This window comes from Streptomyces sp. NPDC004788 (assembly GCF_053601115.1).
Genome location: NZ_JBSGBF010000064.1, coordinates 14,570 through 31,501, shown reverse-complemented (window position 1 = coordinate 31,501; position 16,932 = coordinate 14,570). Strand labels below are relative to the sequence as shown.

Annotated in this window: 15 protein-coding genes; 4 read left to right on the top strand and 11 right to left on the bottom strand. The window is 73.8% G+C overall.

Annotated features, from left to right (window positions below; genetic code table 11):
- Positions 1–3: 3 nt before the first annotated feature.
- The 4 genes from ACWEJX_RS25190 to argC are packed head-to-tail and all read right to left on the bottom strand — an operon-like array spanning position 4 to position 4,356.
- Entirely contained in the window at positions 4–1,200 is a 1,197-nt protein-coding gene (locus tag ACWEJX_RS25190; RefSeq protein WP_451609672.1) for an acetylornithine transaminase, read from the bottom strand.
- The gene (argB, locus tag ACWEJX_RS25185) at positions 1,197–2,168 is read right to left on the bottom strand and encodes an acetylglutamate kinase (RefSeq protein ID WP_451609671.1); all 972 of its coding nucleotides are present in this window, start codon (positions 2,166–2,168) and stop codon (positions 1,197–1,199) included. Before argB ends, ACWEJX_RS25190 begins: the two co-directional genes overlap by 4 nt.
- Positions 2,165–3,331 carry a bifunctional glutamate N-acetyltransferase/amino-acid acetyltransferase ArgJ gene (gene argJ, locus ACWEJX_RS25180; RefSeq protein ID WP_451609670.1) on the bottom strand — a complete coding sequence of 389 codons (1,167 nt, stop codon included), beginning with the start codon at positions 3,329–3,331 and terminating at the stop codon, positions 2,165–2,167. Before argJ ends, argB begins: the two co-directional genes overlap by 4 nt.
- Positions 3,328–4,356 carry an N-acetyl-gamma-glutamyl-phosphate reductase gene (gene argC / locus ACWEJX_RS25175; protein ID WP_451609669.1) on the bottom strand — a complete coding sequence of 343 codons (1,029 nt, stop codon included), beginning with the start codon at positions 4,354–4,356 and terminating at the stop codon, positions 3,328–3,330. Before argC ends, argJ begins: the two co-directional genes overlap by 4 nt.
- Before the next feature lie 291 nt (positions 4,357–4,647).
- Between argC and ACWEJX_RS25170 the strand changes: the two genes are divergently transcribed.
- Positions 4,648–6,249 carry an ABC-F family ATP-binding cassette domain-containing protein gene (locus ACWEJX_RS25170; RefSeq protein ID WP_451609668.1) on the top strand — a complete coding sequence of 534 codons (1,602 nt, stop codon included), beginning with the start codon at positions 4,648–4,650 and terminating at the stop codon, positions 6,247–6,249.
- On the opposite strand, the gene ACWEJX_RS25165 is transcribed toward ACWEJX_RS25170, so the two are convergent.
- The 3 genes from ACWEJX_RS25165 to ACWEJX_RS25155 all read right to left on the bottom strand — a co-directional run bounded on the left by ACWEJX_RS25165 (position 6,250) and on the right by ACWEJX_RS25155 (position 9,707).
- Positions 6,250–7,407: a methyltransferase gene (locus ACWEJX_RS25165; RefSeq protein ID WP_451609667.1), complete on the bottom strand. Its 1,158-nt coding sequence runs from the start codon at positions 7,405–7,407 to the stop codon at positions 6,250–6,252.
- 122 nt (positions 7,408–7,529) lie between these two features.
- On the bottom strand, positions 7,530–8,108 hold the full coding sequence (locus ACWEJX_RS25160; RefSeq protein ID WP_451609666.1) for a histidine phosphatase family protein: 579 nt from the start codon (positions 8,106–8,108) through the stop codon (positions 7,530–7,532).
- A 156-nt stretch (positions 8,109–8,264) separates the two neighbouring features.
- A complete protein-coding gene (locus ACWEJX_RS25155) occupies positions 8,265–9,707 on the bottom strand; it encodes an aminotransferase-like domain-containing protein (RefSeq protein ID WP_451609665.1) in 1,443 nt (480 codons plus the stop codon).
- Here ACWEJX_RS25155 and ACWEJX_RS25150 point away from each other — a divergent pair.
- Positions 9,706–10,629: a DMT family transporter gene (locus ACWEJX_RS25150; RefSeq protein ID WP_451609664.1), complete on the top strand. Its 924-nt coding sequence runs from the start codon at positions 9,706–9,708 to the stop codon at positions 10,627–10,629. The two genes, ACWEJX_RS25155 and ACWEJX_RS25150, sit on opposite strands and share 2 nt — an antisense overlap.
- Before the next feature lie 65 nt (positions 10,630–10,694).
- Positions 10,695–10,898 (top strand): DUF1918 domain-containing protein, encoded by a 204-nt coding sequence (locus ACWEJX_RS25145; protein ID WP_403796970.1) that lies wholly within the window; start codon positions 10,695–10,697, stop codon positions 10,896–10,898.
- A 54-nt stretch (positions 10,899–10,952) separates the two neighbouring features.
- Here the strand turns inward: ACWEJX_RS25145 and ACWEJX_RS25140 are convergent, their stop codons facing one another.
- A complete protein-coding gene (locus tag ACWEJX_RS25140; protein WP_451609663.1) occupies positions 10,953–12,239 on the bottom strand; it encodes a glycoside hydrolase family 10 protein in 1,287 nt (428 codons plus the stop codon).
- 170 nt (positions 12,240–12,409) lie between these two features.
- Between ACWEJX_RS25140 and ACWEJX_RS25135 the strand changes: the two genes are divergently transcribed.
- Entirely contained in the window at positions 12,410–13,270 is an 861-nt protein-coding gene (locus ACWEJX_RS25135; RefSeq protein WP_403796974.1) for a 3-hydroxybutyryl-CoA dehydrogenase, read from the top strand.
- A 109-nt stretch (positions 13,271–13,379) separates the two neighbouring features.
- Here ACWEJX_RS25135 and ACWEJX_RS25130 read toward each other — a convergent pair whose 3' ends face one another.
- The 3 genes from ACWEJX_RS25130 to ACWEJX_RS25120 form a co-directional block, all read right to left on the bottom strand.
- Positions 13,380–13,910, bottom strand: a complete 531-nt coding sequence (locus ACWEJX_RS25130; RefSeq protein ID WP_451609662.1) for an NUDIX hydrolase — start codon at positions 13,908–13,910, stop codon at positions 13,380–13,382.
- Positions 13,911–13,986: 76 nt separating this feature from the next.
- The gene (locus ACWEJX_RS25125; protein ID WP_451609661.1) at positions 13,987–15,357 is read right to left on the bottom strand and encodes a transcriptional regulator; all 1,371 of its coding nucleotides are present in this window, start codon (positions 15,355–15,357) and stop codon (positions 13,987–13,989) included.
- 285 nt (positions 15,358–15,642) lie between these two features.
- Positions 15,643–16,671, bottom strand: coding sequence for a PP2C family protein-serine/threonine phosphatase (locus ACWEJX_RS25120; RefSeq protein ID WP_451609660.1), 1,029 nt, complete (start codon positions 16,669–16,671; stop codon positions 15,643–15,645).
- Positions 16,672–16,932 lie beyond the last annotated feature (261 nt).

Below are 16,932 nucleotides of genomic sequence, written 5' to 3'. Positions count from 1 at the left end.
GTCTCATTCTCCGGTTCGTCCTTCCCCGTTCACCACGTCGAGGACGCCGGGCAGGGCCCGCAGGAAGGCGTCCACCACCTCGTCTCCGACGATCAGCGGCGGCATGAGCCGTACGACATCGGGGGCGGGCGCGTTCACCAGGAGACCGGCGTCCTGAGCCGCCTGCTGCACCTGCGGCGCGAGGGACTCGGTGAGCACGATACCCAGGAGCAGACCCGAGCCACGGACATGGGAGACCAACGGGTGGCCGAGACCCTCGATTCCGTCGCGCAGTTTCTCGCCGAGCCGCTTCACCTCGTCGAGGACGGCGTCGCCGCCGAGGGTGTCGAGGACGGCGAGTCCGGCGGCGCAGGCGACCGGGTTGCCGCCGAAGGTGGTGCCGTGGTGGCCGGGCGTGAACAGTTCGGCGGCCGGACCGAAGGCGACGGTCGCGCCGAGCGGGAGGCCGCCGCCGAGGCCCTTGGCGAGGGTGACGATGTCGGGGTCGACGCCCTCGTGGGCCTGGTGCTCGAACCAGGTGCCGCAGCGGCCGATGCCGGTCTGCACCTCGTCGAGGACGAGCAGGGTGCCGGTGGCGCGGGTGATCTCGCGGGCGGCCTTGAGGTAGCCGGCGGGCGGGACGACGACGCCGTTCTCGCCCTGCACGGGCTCGATGATGACGAAGGCGGTCTCCTCGGTGACGGCGGCGCGCAGGGCGTCGACGTCCCCGTACGGCACGTGTGTGACGTCGCCGGGCAGCGGCAGGAACGGGCCCTGCTTGCCGGGCTGGCCGGTGAGCGCGAGGGCGCCCATGGTCCGGCCGTGGAAGCCGCCGGTGGTGGCGACCATGTGCCGGCGGCCGGTGAGCCGGCCGAGCTTGAAGGCGGCCTCGTTGGCCTCGGCGCCGGAGTTGCAGAAGAACACCTTGCCGGGCCGGCCGAAGAGCTGGAGCAGCTTCTCGGCGAGCGCGACCGGGGGTTCGGCGACGAAGAGGTTGGAGACGTGGCCGAGGGAGGCGATCTGCCGCGACACGGCGTCGACGACGGCCGGGTGGGCGTGGCCGAGGGCGTTGACGGCGATGCCGCCCACGAAGTCGAGGTACTCGTTGCCGTCGGCGTCCCAGACCTTGGCGCCCTCGCCGCGGACGAGCGGCAGCCGGGGCGTGCCGTAGTTGTCCATCAGCGAGCCCTGCCACCGCTGGGTCAGGTCCTGGTTGCTCATTTCGCGTCCCCCTTGGTCCCGTCCGTGGTCCCGTCCGTGACCCCGTCCGTGGTCCCGTCCGGCACGACCATCGTGCCGATGCCCTCGTCGGTGAAGATCTCCAGCAGGATCGAGTGCTGCACCCGGCCGTCGATGACCCGGGCGGTGTTCACGCCGTTGCGGACGGCGTGCAGGCAGCCCTCCATCTTGGGGACCATGCCGCTGGAGAGCTCGGGCAGCAGCTTCTCCAGCTGGCTCGCGGTGAGCCGGCTGATGACCTCGTCGCTGTTCGGCCAGTCCTCGTAGAGGCCCTCGACGTCGGTCAGCACCATCAGTGTCTCGGCGCCCAGCGCAGCAGCGAGTGCCGCAGCCGCCGTATCAGCATTGACGTTGTAGACATGGTCGTCGTCCTGGGAGCGGGCGATCGAGGAGACGACGGGGATGCGTCCGTCGGCGAGCAGGGCCTCGATGGCGCCGGTGTCGATGTCGGTGATCTCGCCGACCCGGCCGATGTCGACGGTCTCGCCGTCGATCTCCGGCAGGTGCTTGACGGCGGTGATGGTGTGGGCGTCCTCGCCGGTGAGGCCGACGGCGAGCGGACCGTGCTGGTTCAGCAGGTTGACCAGCTCGCGCTGGACCTGCCCGGCGAGCACCATCCGCACGACGTCCATGGCCTCCTCGGTGGTAACGCGCAGGCCGGCCTTGAATTCGCTGACGATGCCGTGCCGGTCGAGTGCGGCACTGATCTGCGGGCCGCCGCCGTGCACGACGACCGGCTTGAGGCCGGCGTGGCGCAGGAAGACGACGTCCTGGGCGAAGGCGGCCTTGAGGTCCTCGTCGATCATGGCGTTGCCGCCGAACTTGATGACGACGGTCTTGCCGTGGTGGCGGGTGAGCCAGGGCAGCGCCTCGATGAGGGTCTGCGCCTTGGGAAGGGCGGTGTGCTTGCGGGCGGCCGGGTTCGCGCCGGGGTTCTTGGGATCGCTCATGACGAGTAGGCGCTGTTCTCGTGGACGTAGTCGGCGGTGAGGTCGTTGGCCCAGATGACTGCGGCCTCGGAGCCGGCGGCGAGGTCGGCGGTGATGACGACCTCCCGGTAGCGCATGTCGACCAGCTCGCGGTCCTCGCCGACGGAGCCGTTCCGGCAGACCCAGACGCCGTTGATGGCGACGTTGAGGCTGTCGGGCTCGAAGGCCGCGGAGGTGGTGCCGATGGCGGAGAGCACCCGGCCCCAGTTGGGGTCCTCGCCGTGGATGGCGCACTTGAGCAGATTGTTGCGGGCGATGGACCGGCCGACCTCGACGGCGTCGTCCTCGGTGGCCGCGTTGATCACCTCGATCCGGATGTCCTTGCTGGCGCCCTCGGCGTCGCCGATGAGCTGGCGGGCGAGGTCGGCGCAGACCTCCTGGACGGCCTGGGCGAACTCGTCCTGCGCCGGGGTGACACCGGCGGCGCCGGAGGCGAGGAGCAGCACGGTGTCGTTGGTGGACATGCAGCCGTCGGAGTCGACCCGGTCGAAGGTGAGCCGGGTGGCGTGGCGCAGGGCGGCGTCGAGGCCGGGGGCGTCGACGTCGGCGTCGGTGGTGAGGACGACGAGCATGGTGGCGAGGCCGGGGGCGAGCATGCCCGCGCCCTTGGCCATGCCGCCGACGGTCCAGCCGTCCCTCTGGACCACCGACGTCTTGTGGACGGTGTCGGTGGTCTTGATGGCGATGGCGGCCTTCTCGCCGCCGTGCTCGGAGAGCTCGGCCGCGGCCTGCTCGACGCCCGGCAGCAGCTTGTCCATGGGCAGCAGGATGCCGATGAGCCCGGTGGAGGCGACGGCGACCTCGCCGGCGCCCGTCTCACGGCCGGCCTTGGTGAGGACCTCGGCGACCTTCTCGGCGGTGGCGTGGGCGTCCTGGAAGCCCTGCGGGCCGGTGCAGGCGTTGGCGCCGCCGGAGTTGAGGACGACGGCGGTCAACTCGCCGTCCGCGAGGACCTGCTGGGACCAGAGGACCGGGGCGGCCTTGACGCGGTTGGAGGTGAAGACTCCCGCGGCGGCGCGGCGCGGCCCGGTGTTGACCACGAGGGCCAGGTCCGGGTTGCCGTTCTGCTTGATCCCGGCCGCGATGCCCGCGGCCGTGAATCCCTTCGCTGCGGTGACGCTCATGGAGCGACTCCAATCGTGGAGAGTCCCGTGCCCTCGGGGAGTCCGAGGGCGATGTTCATGCTCTGCACCGCGCCGCCGGCGGTGCCCTTGGTGAGGTTGTCGATGGCGCTGATCACGATGATCCGGTTGGCCACCTCGTCGTACGCGACCTGCAGGTGAACGGCGTTGGAACCGTAGACGGAGGCCGTGGCCGGCCACTGGTCCTCGGGCAGGAGGTGGACGAACGCCTCGTCGGCGTACGCCTTCTGGTACGCGGCGCGCAGGCTCTCGGCGGTGACGCCGGGCCTGGCGGTGGCCGAGCAGGTGGCGAGGATGCCGCGGGGCATGGGCGCGAGGGTGGGCGTGAAGGACACGGTGACCCGCTCGCCCGCCGCCCCGCTGAGGTTCTGGATCATCTCGGGGGTGTGCCGGTGGCCGCCGCCGACGCCGTACGGGGACATGTTGCCCATGACCTCGCTGCCGAGCAGATGGGGCTTGGCGGCCTTGCCGGCGCCGGAGGTGCCGGAGGCGGCGACGATCACGGCCTCGGGCTCGGCGAGCCCGGCCGCGTACGCCGGGAAGAGCGCGAGCGACACGGCGGTGGGGTAGCAACCGGGCACCGCGATGCGCTTGGACCCCTCCAGCGCGGCGCGGGCACCCGGCAGTTCGGGGAGGCCGTAGGGCCAGGTGCCGGCGTGCGGGGAGCCGTAGAAGGCCTCCCAGTCGGCCGCGTCCCTGAGCCGGAAGTCGGCACCCATGTCGACGACGAGGACGTCCGGGCCGAGCTGCTCGGCGACGGCGGCGGACTGTCCGTGCGGCAGGGCGAGGAAGACGACGTCGTGGCCGGCGAGGGCCTCGGGGGTGGTCTCGGTGAGCACCCGGTCGGCGAGCGGCAGCAGGTGCGGCTGGAGGCCGCCGAGCCGCTGACCGGCGTTGGAGTGACCGGTCAGGGTGCCGATCTCGACCTCGGGGTGGGCGAGGAGGAGGCGCAGGAGCTCTCCGCCCGCGTATCCGCTCGCGCCCGCGACTGCTGCTCGTACCGTCATCGAAACCCTCCTCATAGATGGCATGACTATACGAGCTCTCGCAGTTTTATGCAAAGCCCGCGTTGTCACGTGCCGCCGGGCGGCGGCGTCGACGGATCGACGACCCACCGCCCCGGCCCGCCGCGCCCGCGGGGTGGCGCGGAGGCCGAGCCCAGTGCCGGCGAAAAATCGCCTGCGCCGCCCGCCGCTCCCCCGTACCCTCGGTGCCATGTCTACGCCCCGAATCTCCTAGCCACAGGACCCGCTTCCACGCCACCCGTGTGTCCTCAAGCTTGTTCGGAGCGTCATCCTATGATCACCATCCGTGGTGTCGACGTGCGCGTCGGCGCCCGTCTCCTGCTGTCCGAGATCTCCTTCACCGTCGCGCCAGGCGACCGGATCGGCCTCGTCGGCCGCAACGGGGCCGGCAAGACCACCCTGCTGCACACCCTGGCCGGGCTGCGTGCGCCGGCCGCCGGGCGCGTGACGCGCACCGGTCCCGTCGCGCATCTGGCGCAGGACTCGCGCGCCGCCGACCCCTCCCTCTCCGTCACCGACCGGATCCTGTCCGCGCGGGGGATGGACATGGCCGTGCGGCGGCTGCACGAGGCCGCCGACCGGCTCGCCGCGGCAGCCGACGACAAGGCCTTGGCGGCGTACGCGCGGGCCGAGGCCGCGTTCGAGGCGTGCGGCGGGTACGCGGCGGAGGCCGAGGCGGCGCGGGTGGCCGCGGGCCTCGGGCTGCCGGCCGAGGTGATGGGCCGGCCCGTCGGCACGCTGTCCGGCGGGCAGAAGCGCCGGGTCGAGCTCGCCCGGATCCTGTTCGCGGGCCACGGCCGGGAGGGCACGCTGCTGCTCGACGAGCCGACGAACCACCTGGACGCGGACTCGGTGGCCTGGCTGCGCGGTCATCTCGCCTCCCACCAGGGCGGGCTTGTGCTCATCAGCCATGACCTGGACCTGATCGAAGCCACCGTCAACCGGGTCTTCCACCTCGATCCGCAGCGCGCGACGGTCGACGTCCACAACACCGGCTGGGCCGCGTACCTCACCCAGCGGGACGCGGACGAGCGGCGCCGCACCCGCGAGCGCGCCAACGCCGAACGCAAGGCGGCGGCGCTGCACGCACAGGCGGAGAAGATGAAGGCCCGCACGTCGACCTCGGTCACCGCGCGCAGCATGGCGCGCCGCGCCGACCGGCTCCTGGACGGCCTGGAGGCGGTCCGGCGCACCGAGCAGGTGGCCCGCATCCGCCTCCCGGAGCCGGCGCCGTGCGGCCGTACGCCGCTGGGCGCGGTGTCGCTGACCAAGGGGTACGGGGGCGGGCGGCCGGTCCTGGACGGGGTGGACCTGGCGGTGGACCGGGGCAGCCGGCTCGTCGTGCTCGGGCTCAACGGCGCGGGCAAGACGACGCTGCTGCGCCTGCTGGCCGGGCAGGAGACGCCGGACGCGGGCCGCGTGGTCCACGGGCACGGGCTGCGGCTCGGCTACTTCGCGCAGGAGCACGAGACGCTCGACCCGTCGCGCACGGTCCGGGAGAACCTGGCCGCCGCCGCCCCGCACCTGACCGACGGCGAGGTCCGCCGCGTCCTCGGCGCGTTCCTGTTCCGGGGCGACGACGCCGACAAACCGGCCGGGGTCCTGTCGGGCGGCGAGAAGACCCGGCTGGCGCTCGCGGGCCTGGTCCACTCGGGCGCGAACGTCCTGCTCCTCGACGAGCCGACGAACAACCTGGACCCGGCCTCGCGCGACGAGGTCCTGGCGGCCGTCGGCACGTACCCGGGCGCGATCGTCATGGTCACGCACGACGAGGGCGCGATCGACGCGCTGCGTCCGGAGCGGGTGCTCGTGCTGCCGGAGGCGGAGGAGGACCTGTGGAACGAGGGCTATCGGGACCTGGTGTCCCTGGCGTAGCTATCGCTTCACGGCTTTGAGGATCACGAACTTTGGGTCGCTCGCGACGAGTTCGCTGTTCCCGAAGATCCGCCGCAGGGTGACGTGGTAGCCGAGGTGCCGGTTGCCGACCACCCACAGCTCCCCGCCGGGCCGCAGGGCCCGGCGGGCGTCGGCGAACATCCGGCGGGCGGTGCGGTCGGTGGTGGCCTGGTGGCTGTGGAAGGGCGGATTGTTGAGCACCAGGTCCACGGAGCCGGGCGGCGCGTCGGCGAGGCCGTCGCCCACCTGGAACTCGGCCTTGCGCCCCTCCCCCGCGTGGTGGCGGAAGTTCTCCTCGGCCGAGGCGACGGCCTGGTACGACTCGTCGGTGAAGACCAGCTCCGCGTCGGGCTCGGCGAGCGCGACGGCGAGGCCGACGACGCCGTTGCCGCAGCCGAGGTCGACGACCCGGGCGGCACCGAGACCGGTCGGCAGGTGCTGCAGGAAGAACCGCGTGCCGATGTCGAGGCGGTCGGCGCAGAAGACGCCGGCCTGGTTGACGACGGTCCGCCCGGCGAGCCGGCCCGGGGCGTCGGCGGGCAGCTCGTACGCGTGGGGCCACGGATTGGCGTCCCGTACGCGAGCCGGGTCCGGTGTCGTGTGGATCAGCCGGGCCTTCTTCACGGCGAGGGAGGTCCGGGTCGGGCCGAGGATCGTCTCGAACAGGCTGAGGGTGGAGGTGTGGATCTCCTTCACCATCCCGGTGCCGAAGATCACCGTTCCCTCGTGCACGGCCGGGGCGAGCCGGTGCAGCTGGTCCTCCAGGAGCGCGAGGCTCTTCGGGACGCGGACGAGGAGCACGTCGACGCGCTCGGGCGGCGGGTCCTGCGTCGTCAGCAGGCGCACTGCGTCGGGGGCGGCCCCCGAGCGGGCCAGGTTCTCGGCGGTGGCGGTGCGGCCGAGGTACGAGTCGGAGATCTGCACCGGCTCACCGGCGCCGGCCGCCGCGAGCGCGGTGGCGAGCGCGCCCCAGCGGTCGCCGACGACCACGACGGTGCCGGAGAGGTCGGTACCGGTCTCGGCGAGGTGGCCGAGGAGGTACTCGTCGGCCGCGTCCCAGGCCCGCAAGGGGTCGCGCGGGTCGGCCGGGTGGCGGGTGAGCGGGAAGGTGCCCCATGACGTGGTCAGACGGTTCATCGTGCGCACCAGGCTAGCCGGTGCGGTGGGAACGGCGGTGCGGTGGGAACGGCCGGTGCGGTGGGAACGGCGGGTGCGGCGCCGTCGTGGTGCGAGCGGGCAGCGGGGCGGAGGCGCCCGCCTCACCCCACCGCCGCCGCCAGCTGCAGGTGCCACACGCCCGGGCGCCCCGTCAGCGTGACCGTCGACAGCGGGCGGACGTCCACGTTCCAGTACGTCGCCGGCGGGGCCTTCAGCGCGTAGACGAGGGCGGCCCGGACCACCGCCGGCTCGGCGACGGCCACGATGGCGACGCCGTCGTCGGCGGGGCGGGTGTCGAGCCAGCCGCCCACGCGCGTGATGAAGGAGAGCAGCGTCTCGCCGCCGTGCGGGGCGGTGCGCGGGTCGCTGAGCCAGGTGTCGACGGCGGCGGGTTCGAGGGCGGCTACGTCGGCGAGGGTGAGGCCGCGCCAGCGGCCCATGTCGCAGTCGCGCAGGGCCGGCTGGGCGAGCGGTGCGTAGCCGAGGGCGGTGCCGGTGGCGCGGCTGCGGGGCGTCGGGGAGCAGTAGCGGAGCTCGGCGGCGCCGAGCGGGATCAGCCGGGGCGCGGCGAGCTGCACCTCGTACCAGCCGGCCTCGTCGAGCGGCCGGTCGTCGTCGAAGCGTTCGGCGAGCAGGGAGGAGCTGCGTGCCGCCGCGACCAGCGTGACCCGAAGACCCATGGCGGGATCGTGAGGCCGGTGGCGCCGCTGGTCAAGGGGTGTCGGCGGGGTCGTCCGGGTCAGGCGCCCCTCGCTGCCCGAGTGCCGTCCACTTGTCCGGATTCCGCCGTGGCGTGAATCGGGTCTTTCCTCGGCCGCCGTGGACGTCGGTGTCCCTCACCCCACCAGCTCGTCGATGGCGGTCCGCAGCCTCCGTACGCCCTCGACGATCTCCGCCGGGCCCGCGACACCCGCGAAACTCAGCCGGATGTGGCCGGCGGGCGGCTCGGCGGCGAAGTAGGGGCGGCCGGGTGCGACGGCGACGCCGGTGCGCAGGGCGGTGGGGAGGAGGGCGGCTTCGGGGAGGGTGTCGGGGAGGCGGAGCCAGAGGTGGTAGCCGCCGGAGGGGACGTGGGGCAGGGCGAGTTCGGGGAGGTGGCGGGCGACGGCGGCGGTCATGGTGTCGCGGCGGCTCTTCAGTTCCTGGGAGACGGCCCGCAGATGGCGGCTCCAGGCCGGCGAGCCGACGAGTTCGAGGGCGGTCTCCTGGAGCGGCCGTGGCACGAAGAAGCTGTCGACGATCTGGATGGCGCGGAGCCGTTCGAGGACGGGGCCGCGGGCGGCGAGCGCGCCGACGCGGAGGCTCGCGGAGGTGATCTTGGTGAGCGAGCAGACGTGGACGACGACGCCGTCGGGGTCGTCAGCGGCGAGGGTCGGTGGCAGCGGGTCGGAGTCCTCGTGGACGAGGCGGCGGGCGAAGTCGTCCTCGACGACGAAGGCGCCCGCGGCGCGGGCGATGCGGACGACGGCGGCCCGCCGCTCGACGGAGAGCGCGGCGCCGGTGGGGTTCTGGAAGAGCGGCTGGCAGACGACGACGCGCGCGCCGGTGGCGCGGAAGGCGGCTTCGAGGAGGTCGGGGCGGATGCCGTCGGCGTCGGTGGGGACCGGCACGGGCCGCAGGCCGGCGGCGCGGGCGACGGCCAGCATGCCGGGGTAGGTGGGCGATTCGACGAGGACGGGGGTGCCGGGCGCGCCGAGCGCGCGCAGGGCGGTGGTGAGGGCGGACTGGCCGCCGGCGGTGACGAGGACCTCTGCGGCGGTCACGCCGCCGCCGATCTCGCGGGCGAACCAGGCGCGCAGTTCGGGCAGTCCGTCGGCGGGCGGGCGGCCCCAGGCGCCGGGGCGGCGGCCGGCCCGGGCGAGGGCGGCGGCGAGGGCGCGTTCGGGCTGGAGGGTGGGGTGGAGGTAGCCGCCGTTGAACTCGATGACGCCGGTCGGGGGCGTGGCGAGGGTGACGAGGAGGCCGGAGGCGTCGACGGCGCGCGGGACGGCGTCGCCGCCCGCCCCGGTGTCGGCGCTGAGGGCGAGCTGCTGCCAGGAGGTGTCGCCGGTGGGAGGCGTGGCGGTGCGGGTCTCGGCGCGGTAGGCGCCGGCGCCGGGGCGGGTGACGACGAGGCCCTCGGCGGCGAGCTGGGCGAGGGCGCGGGTGACGGTGACCGGGGAGACGTGGTGGCGCTCGACGAGGGCGCGACTCGACGGCAGCTTCTCACCAGGTGAGTAGCGGTTGAGTTCCGCTTTCAGCAATTCCGTCAGTTCATCGACGCTGCTACGCTGTTGCATGACAGCACAGAATAGCGCTACCAGCCCGAGCACGATAGCGGTCACCGCTACCGGCACCCGCCCCGCCGTGAACACGGGCACCCTGCTCGCCGCGCTCGGCGTGATCTGCTTCTCCCTCACCTTCCCGTCCACGGTGTGGGGTCTGGAGAGCTTCGGCCCCTGGTCCCTGGTCGCCGTCCGCTCGGTGCTCGCCGCGCTCATCGCGGGCGCCTTCCTGCTGGCGGGCCGGGTGCCGCTGCCGGAGCGCCGCCACTGGGCCGGGCTCGCCGTCGTCGGCGGCGGGGTCGTGGTGGGCTTCCCGCTGCTGACGACGCTGGCGCTGCAGACCTCGACCACCTCGCACGCCGCCGTGGTCGTCGGCCTGCTGCCGCTCACCACGGCGACGTTCGCCGCGATCCGGACCGGCCGGCGCCCGTCCCGTACGTTCTGGGTCGCGGCCGTCTCCGGCGCGGTCGTGGTGCTCGCCTTCACCCTCCAGCAGAGCGGTGGCGCGCTGTCGACCGGCGACCTGTACCTCTTCGGCGCCCTGCTGGTGTGCGCCGCCGGGTACACCGAGGGCGGGCGGCTCGCAAAGCTCATGCCGGGCTGGCAGGTGATCGGCTGGGCGCTGGTGCTGTGCCTGCCGCTGATGGCGGCGGCCGCGGTCGTGGCCCTCGCGCACGAGCCGGTGCACTTCACCGCGCACGGCGTCGTCGGGCTGCTGTGGGTGGCGGCCGGCTCGACCTTCTTCGGCCTGTACGTCTGGTACCGGGGCATGGCCGCGATCGGCATTCCGCGCGCCAGCCAGTTGCAGCTCGCCCAGCCGCTGATGACCCTCGTCTGGTCGGTGACCGTGCTCGGCGAGGACCTGGCGCCCGCCGCACCGCTCGCGGCCGTCGGCGTCCTGGTCTGCATCGCGGTGACCCAGCGGGCGAAGAGCTGAGACGGACGTCACAATGGCAGACGTAGACTCCGAGTAGGGCAGGCCCAGGCGCGAGGAGGTCACCCATGCGTGCGTCCAAGGGCGACAGGCTGGTGGTGCACGGCCGTACGGTCGGCCAGCACGAACGTACCGCCGAGGTCGTTCAGGTCATGGGCGAGAACGGCAATCCCCCGTTCCGCGTGAAGTTCGACGACGACGGCCACGAGGCCGTGGTGCTGCCGGGCCCCGACACCACCGTCCGCCACCGTCCGCAGGCCGGGGGCCAGTAGCCCCCGGCGGTCCCGACGCCGAGGCGGCGCCGCGGCACGGCCGCATCCCTCGGGCTAGGCGTCCACGGCGGACGTCAGCGCGCCCAGCGGATCCTTCGCGACCTCGCGGGCCGCGAAGTAGCAGTGCCCGCCGACGGTGGCGTACGTCCGGGCGAGCCGCACGTGCCGGGCCAGCTCCGCCGGGTCCTGCCAGGCGGCCGGCTGCGCCGGGTCGCCCACCTTGTAGAGCGCCTCGCCGAGGTAGAGCCGTACGCCGGTGCCCCGGACCACCGCGTCCCACCAGGGCACGAGCTTGGCGTAGTCACAGGCGTCGAAGCCGATGTGCCAGTAGAGCTGCGGGATCACGTGGTCGAGCCAGCCCTCGCGGATCCAGCGACGGGTGTCGGCGTAGAGGTCGTCGTAGCTCTGCCCGCCGCGGGTGTCCGAGCCCTCCGGATCGGTGCCTGCGTTGCGCCAGATCCCGAACGGGCTGATCCCGAAGGCGACCGAGGGCTTCACCTCCTTGATCCGGGCCGCCGTCTCCCGCACCAGCAGGTCGACGTTGTTCCGCCGCCAGGCCGCCCGGTCCGCGAACCCCGCCCCGTAGCGCGCGTACGCGTCGTCGTCGGCGATGGTCTGCCCGGCGACCGGATACGGGTAGAAGTAGTCGTCCCAGTGCAGCGCGTCGATGTCGTAGCGGCGTACGGCGTCGAGCATGGCGTCCTGGACATGGCGCCGGACCTCGGGGAGACCCGGGTTGTAGAGCAGCTTGCCGTCGTAGACCAGGGCCCACTCGGGGTGGCGCCGCACGGGGTGGCCCGGGGCCAGCCGTGACGGGTCGGAGTGGGAGGCCACCCGGTACGGGTTGCACCAGGCGTGCAGCTCCAGGCCGCGTGCGTGCGCCTCGGCCACGGCGGTGCCGAGCGGGTCCCAGCCCGGGTCGGCGCCCTGGACGCCGGTGAGGCACTGCGCCCAGGGCTCGTACGGGGAGGGCCACAGGGCGTCGGCGGAGGGCCGGACCTGGAGGACGACCGCGGTCATCCGGCGCCGGACCGCGAGGTCGAGCAGGCCGGTCAGCTCGGCGCGCTGCTCGGCGGCCGTGAGGCCCGGCCGGGACGGGAAGTCGCGGTTGGTGATCGTCGCGACCCACATGCCCCGGAACTCCTCCGCCCGGCGGACGCCGTCCGTTCTCCCGCCCGCGGGTCCGGACGCGGGCCCGAGCACGTCCCCCGCGCCCCCCGCTCCCGCCGGCTCGCCCGCGGGCCCGAGCGCGTCCCCCGCCGCCCCCGCGTCACCGGCCCCGATCCCCCACGCGGCCAGCGCCGCCCCCGTCACAAACCCTCTTCTCCCGATCCGCGGCATTTGTCACCCCTCGCTATCGGATACGTCACAGCCCATCGGACAGCATGCCCACCCCAGAACGATCGATCATCGGGCGTGTCGGGAGTAACGTCGTGGGGTCGAGGCGGACGCACCGGAATCACACGGGCCCGCCGCCAGCACAGAGCGAAAGGCACGAGGTGACGGACTCCATGGCCGACATTGAGCGCGTCGGAGTGGTGGGCTGCGGCCAGATGGGCGCGGGCATCGCGGAGGTGTGTGCCCGCAGCGGGCTCGAGGTGAAGGTCGCCGAGACCACCGGCGAGGCACTGGAGCTCGGCCGCACGCGGCTGACCAACTCGCTCACGAAGGCCGCCGAACGCGGCAAGATCAGCGAGGAGGAGCGCGACCAGGCGCTCGCCCGACTCAGCTTCACCACCGACCTGGGCGAGTTCGCCGACCGCGACCTCGTGATCGAGGCCGTCGTGGAGAACGAGCAGGTCAAGACCGAGATCTTCCAGGTGCTCGACCAGGTGGTGACCCGGCCGGACGCCATCCTGGCCTCGAACACCTCCTCCATCCCGCTGGTGAAGCTGGCCGTGGCGACCTCCCGCCCCGACAACGTCATCGGCATCCACTTCTTCAACCCGGCGCCGGTGCAGAAGCTCGTCGAGCTGATCCCCGCCCTCACCACCTCCGAGGGCACGATCAGCCGGGCGCAGCTGTTCGCCGAGAAGGTGCTCGGCAAGCACGCGATCCGCGCGCAGGACCGCTCGGGCTTCGTGGTGAACGCGCTGCTCGTGCCGTACCTGCTCTCCGCGATCCGGATGTTCGAGTCGGGCATCGCGAGCCGCGAGGACATCGACAACGGCATGGAGTTCGGCTGCGCCCACCCGATGGGCCCGCTGAAGCTCTCGGACCTGATCGGTCTGGACACGATCGCGTCGATCGCCGACTCGATGTACGCCGAGTACAAGGAGCCGCTGTACGCCGCTCCTCCGCTGCTCCAGCGCATGGTGGACGCGGGCCGTCTGGGCCGCAAGACCGGCTCGGGCTTCTACCCGTACTCCTGAGGCGCCCCCCCACACGCCACTCCTGAGACCCCGGGAGTGCCGATCGGACGGCCCGTACACCGCACAGGTACGGGCCGTCCGGCTTTTCCGCGCGCGGTCTGCTCCGGGCTCAGCCGAGCCGCAGGTGGTGCAGCATCAGCAGCCCCGCGGCGGTGTTGGCGGCGGGTACCTGCCCCCGGGCGACCAGGTCGGGGACGGATTTGAGCGGGACCCACTCCAGGCGGGAGGACTCGAAGGCGTCGCGCGGCGGCCCGGTCCAATGGGCCTCCTCGCTCCAGTAGAGGTGGTGGCGGGCGTCGCTGAGGCCGCCCTCCGGCTCGACGGTGAGCAGCGGGCGCAGCGGGCCCGGGCGCCAGCCGGTCTCCTCCTCCATCTCGCGGGCGGCGGCGACCTCGATCTCCTCGCCGTCCTCGACGACGCCGGCGGCGAGTTCCCAGCCCCAGCTGTCGGTGATGAAGCGATGGCGCCAGAGCAGCAGGACCTCGTCGGAGGCGTTGACGGCGGTCGCGGCGGCGACCGGGCGGAGCCGGATCAGATAGTGGTCGAGGCGCCGGCCGTCGGGGAGTTCGACGTCCGCGAGGTTGACCCGGAACCAGCGGTTCTCATAGACGGATTGTTCGCTTAATTTCGTCCACTGCACGTTCTTGCCACCTTCCGACTGGTCGGTGATTACCTGGTGGCAATATCGCAGCAGTTCCCGGGTCGCAAGGACACGCTCACAGGGGCACGCGCAGCGCACCGCCGACGATGTCGGCCGCTTCGCGCGCCTGGGCCTCCCCGCTCGCCAGCAGCTCCTCCCGGACCAGCCGCAACCGGTCCCGCAGCCGCCGCGACTCCATCCCGCGCGCCCGCTCGGTCATCTCCACCGCCGTGCCCGCGGCCCGGTCCGGCTCGCCCTGCCGGAGCTCGATCCGGCACAGCATCGCGAGCCGGTGCACCCGCCCCCGGTCGTGCGCCGGGGTCCCGACGGCCGCCGCCGCGTGCTCGTGGGCCGCGCCGAGTTCACCCAGACTGAGGAGGGCCTCGGCGACCTGCACATTGACGAGCCCGGGCTGGACGTAGCCGGTCTCGGCCGGTTCGCAGCCCGGCCGGATCCGCTCCGCCTCGGCCTCGGCCCGCAGGATGCAGCCGAGCGCCGCGGCCCCGTCGCCCAGATGCGCGTACGCCTTCGCCTGCATCGCCGTCAGATCGGCGGCGAGCGCGGGCGTGATCTCCCGCCCCGCCGAGCGCAGCGCCGCCTCCGCGAACGCCACCGCCTGCCGGTACTCCCCCATGAACAGCGACTGGTTGACGAGCAGCGCCACCACATAGGCGCCGAGGCCCCGGTCGCCGCTCGCCTTGGCGAGCCGCAGCGCCTGGTGGAAGTAGCGTTGCGCGAGCCCCTGCACATCGGAGTCGTACGCGCAGATCCCGGCCACCGCCACCAGGCCGCCGGCCGCCCGGTGCAGCCGCCGGCCGAGCGCGTCCCCGTAGCCGCCGCGCAGCAGCGGCGCGGTCTCGGCGTTGAGGAAGCCGACGATCCGGGCGCCGGTCGCCATGCCGCCGGCCTTGCGGTACATCTGCTCGTAGTGCGCCCGGGCCGCACTCAGCAGGGACACGTCGGCGGCGGAGACCCGGGTCAGGCCGTCCCGCGAGACATCACTGTCCTCCGGCGGGTTCTCCCACTCCCACACCGGCAGCACGGCCGGGGTGCCGGTCACCGCGGGCGCGCCGCGGACGTGCGGGCGCCGCTGCTCGTCGGAGCGCCACAGGGCGGTGGCCCGCTCGACGAAGCCGGAGAGCGGCGTGCCGGGCGCCGGGAGGCCCGCGCCCGCCGCGCCGCTCGCACCGCTCACGCCGAGGCCGATGTCGTCGAGGGTGACCGTGCGGTGCAGCCGGCCGGCGAGCACCTCGCAGATCAGCTCGGGCACCTGGCCGCGCGGCCGCTGGCCCTTCAACCAGCGGGCGACGGCGGTGTGTTCGTAGCGCAGGGCGAGGCCCCTGGCGCGGCCCGCCTGGTTCACCCGGGCGGCGAGACCGGCGTGGGAGATGCCCGCCTCGACGAGCAGGGCGTCCAGCAGGGCGTTGGGGAGGGCGTTGGGCTGCATGGGACCGATCCGGTGGCTCCTGGCTGCGGTGATTCGGTGCGCTCAGACTAGTGAATGCCGCTTTCGCACGGGGTGTGAACGAAGTACTCGTTTCTCCGCTCCGCGCACGGTGCCGAAATCACCCCGGTACGGGTTGACTTGGCTCCCTCGCCGCAAGGGCGAGAAAGACCGGGCCGCCGGCTCCCCCTCGTACAGTGCGGCCGCCCGGTCGGCGCGCCGTCCGCGCTGTCGATCTGCCCGACACTCCGTGGCAGCGCGGACGGTGCCGGTCACCGCCTTCTCCCGTCAGTGCGGGGAGGGCGTGGGCCGGGTACGGCGCAGCCCGGGTTCGGCGGGCTGCGCCGGTACCCGGACGCGGTCGTTGCGCACGACGAGCAGCGCGACGTCGTCGGCGAGCCGGCCGCCCGTGTGGCGGAGCAGCGCGGCCTGCACCCGACGGACGACGACGGCCGGCGGCTCGCACGCCGCACCGGCGAGCACGGCGGCCAGCGGGAAGAACCGGCCCCGGGCGTCCCGGGCCTCCTCGGCGCCGTCGGTGTGCAGGACCAGCGTCTCGCCGGGCAGCAGCCGGGGCGCGCGGTACGGCACGAGCTCGGCGGGCAGCGGGAAGGCGCCGAGCGGCGGCAGCGGGTCGCCGACGGGCACAGGCTCGACCCGGCGGCCGCCGATCCGGTACGGGCCGGGGTGACCGCAGTCGAGGACGTCGACGGCCCCGTCGGAACGGATCTCCAGGAGCAGCAGGGTCACGAACTCCTCGGCCGCCGGATGCTCGGGCGCCCGCCCGGCCCGCGCCGGGTGCTCCTCCCGGGCCCGCTCGCACAGGTGCCGGCCGAGCGCCCGGTCGAGCCGGCGCAGCACGCCCGCGAGCTCGGGCTCGTCGTGGACGGCCTCGCGGAAGCTGCCGAGCACGGCCACCACCGCCCCGAGCGCGGCGAGCCCGTGCCCCCGCACGTCCCCGATGACGATCCGCACCCCGTACGGCGTGGCCACCGCCTCGTACAGGTCCCCGCCGACCGCCGCCCCGCGCGACGCCGACAGCTGTCCCGCCGCCACCGTGAGACCGTCGAGCCGCGCGGGCGGCGGGCGCAGCAGCACCTGCTGGGTGGCGTCGGCGACAACCCGCAGCCGCGCCAGCTCCCGCGCGAGCCCCCGCCGCACCCCGTACACGAGCCCGAGGCCGACGCCGAAGAACACCGCGCCGGTCGCGCCGCGCACCGCGGGCCCGGGCTCCCGCGCCAGCGGGCACCACACCTGCCACGCGACGGCCACGACCCCCCAGCCGACCGGCAGCGCCCACGGAGCCGACCGCCGCATCCAGGAGCCTTCGGCAACCAATGACCTGTCACGGAACATCCACGGCCCTTCCCGAGGCCCGCCAGCGCCCGAAGACCCTGCGGCGCACAGGCTCGCCCCTGTGGCCGCGTCGATTCTCCCGACGGGGCGGGGGATGCGGGAGCCTCCCCTTCGGATCTCACCCGAAGGAGTGAGTAACCCTCGGAAAAGGGAAGGGGCCCTGCCCCAGGGTTGTTGCCCCGGGGGAGGGGCCCGTCCCGGTGACACGTGCCGGCAGGCGGC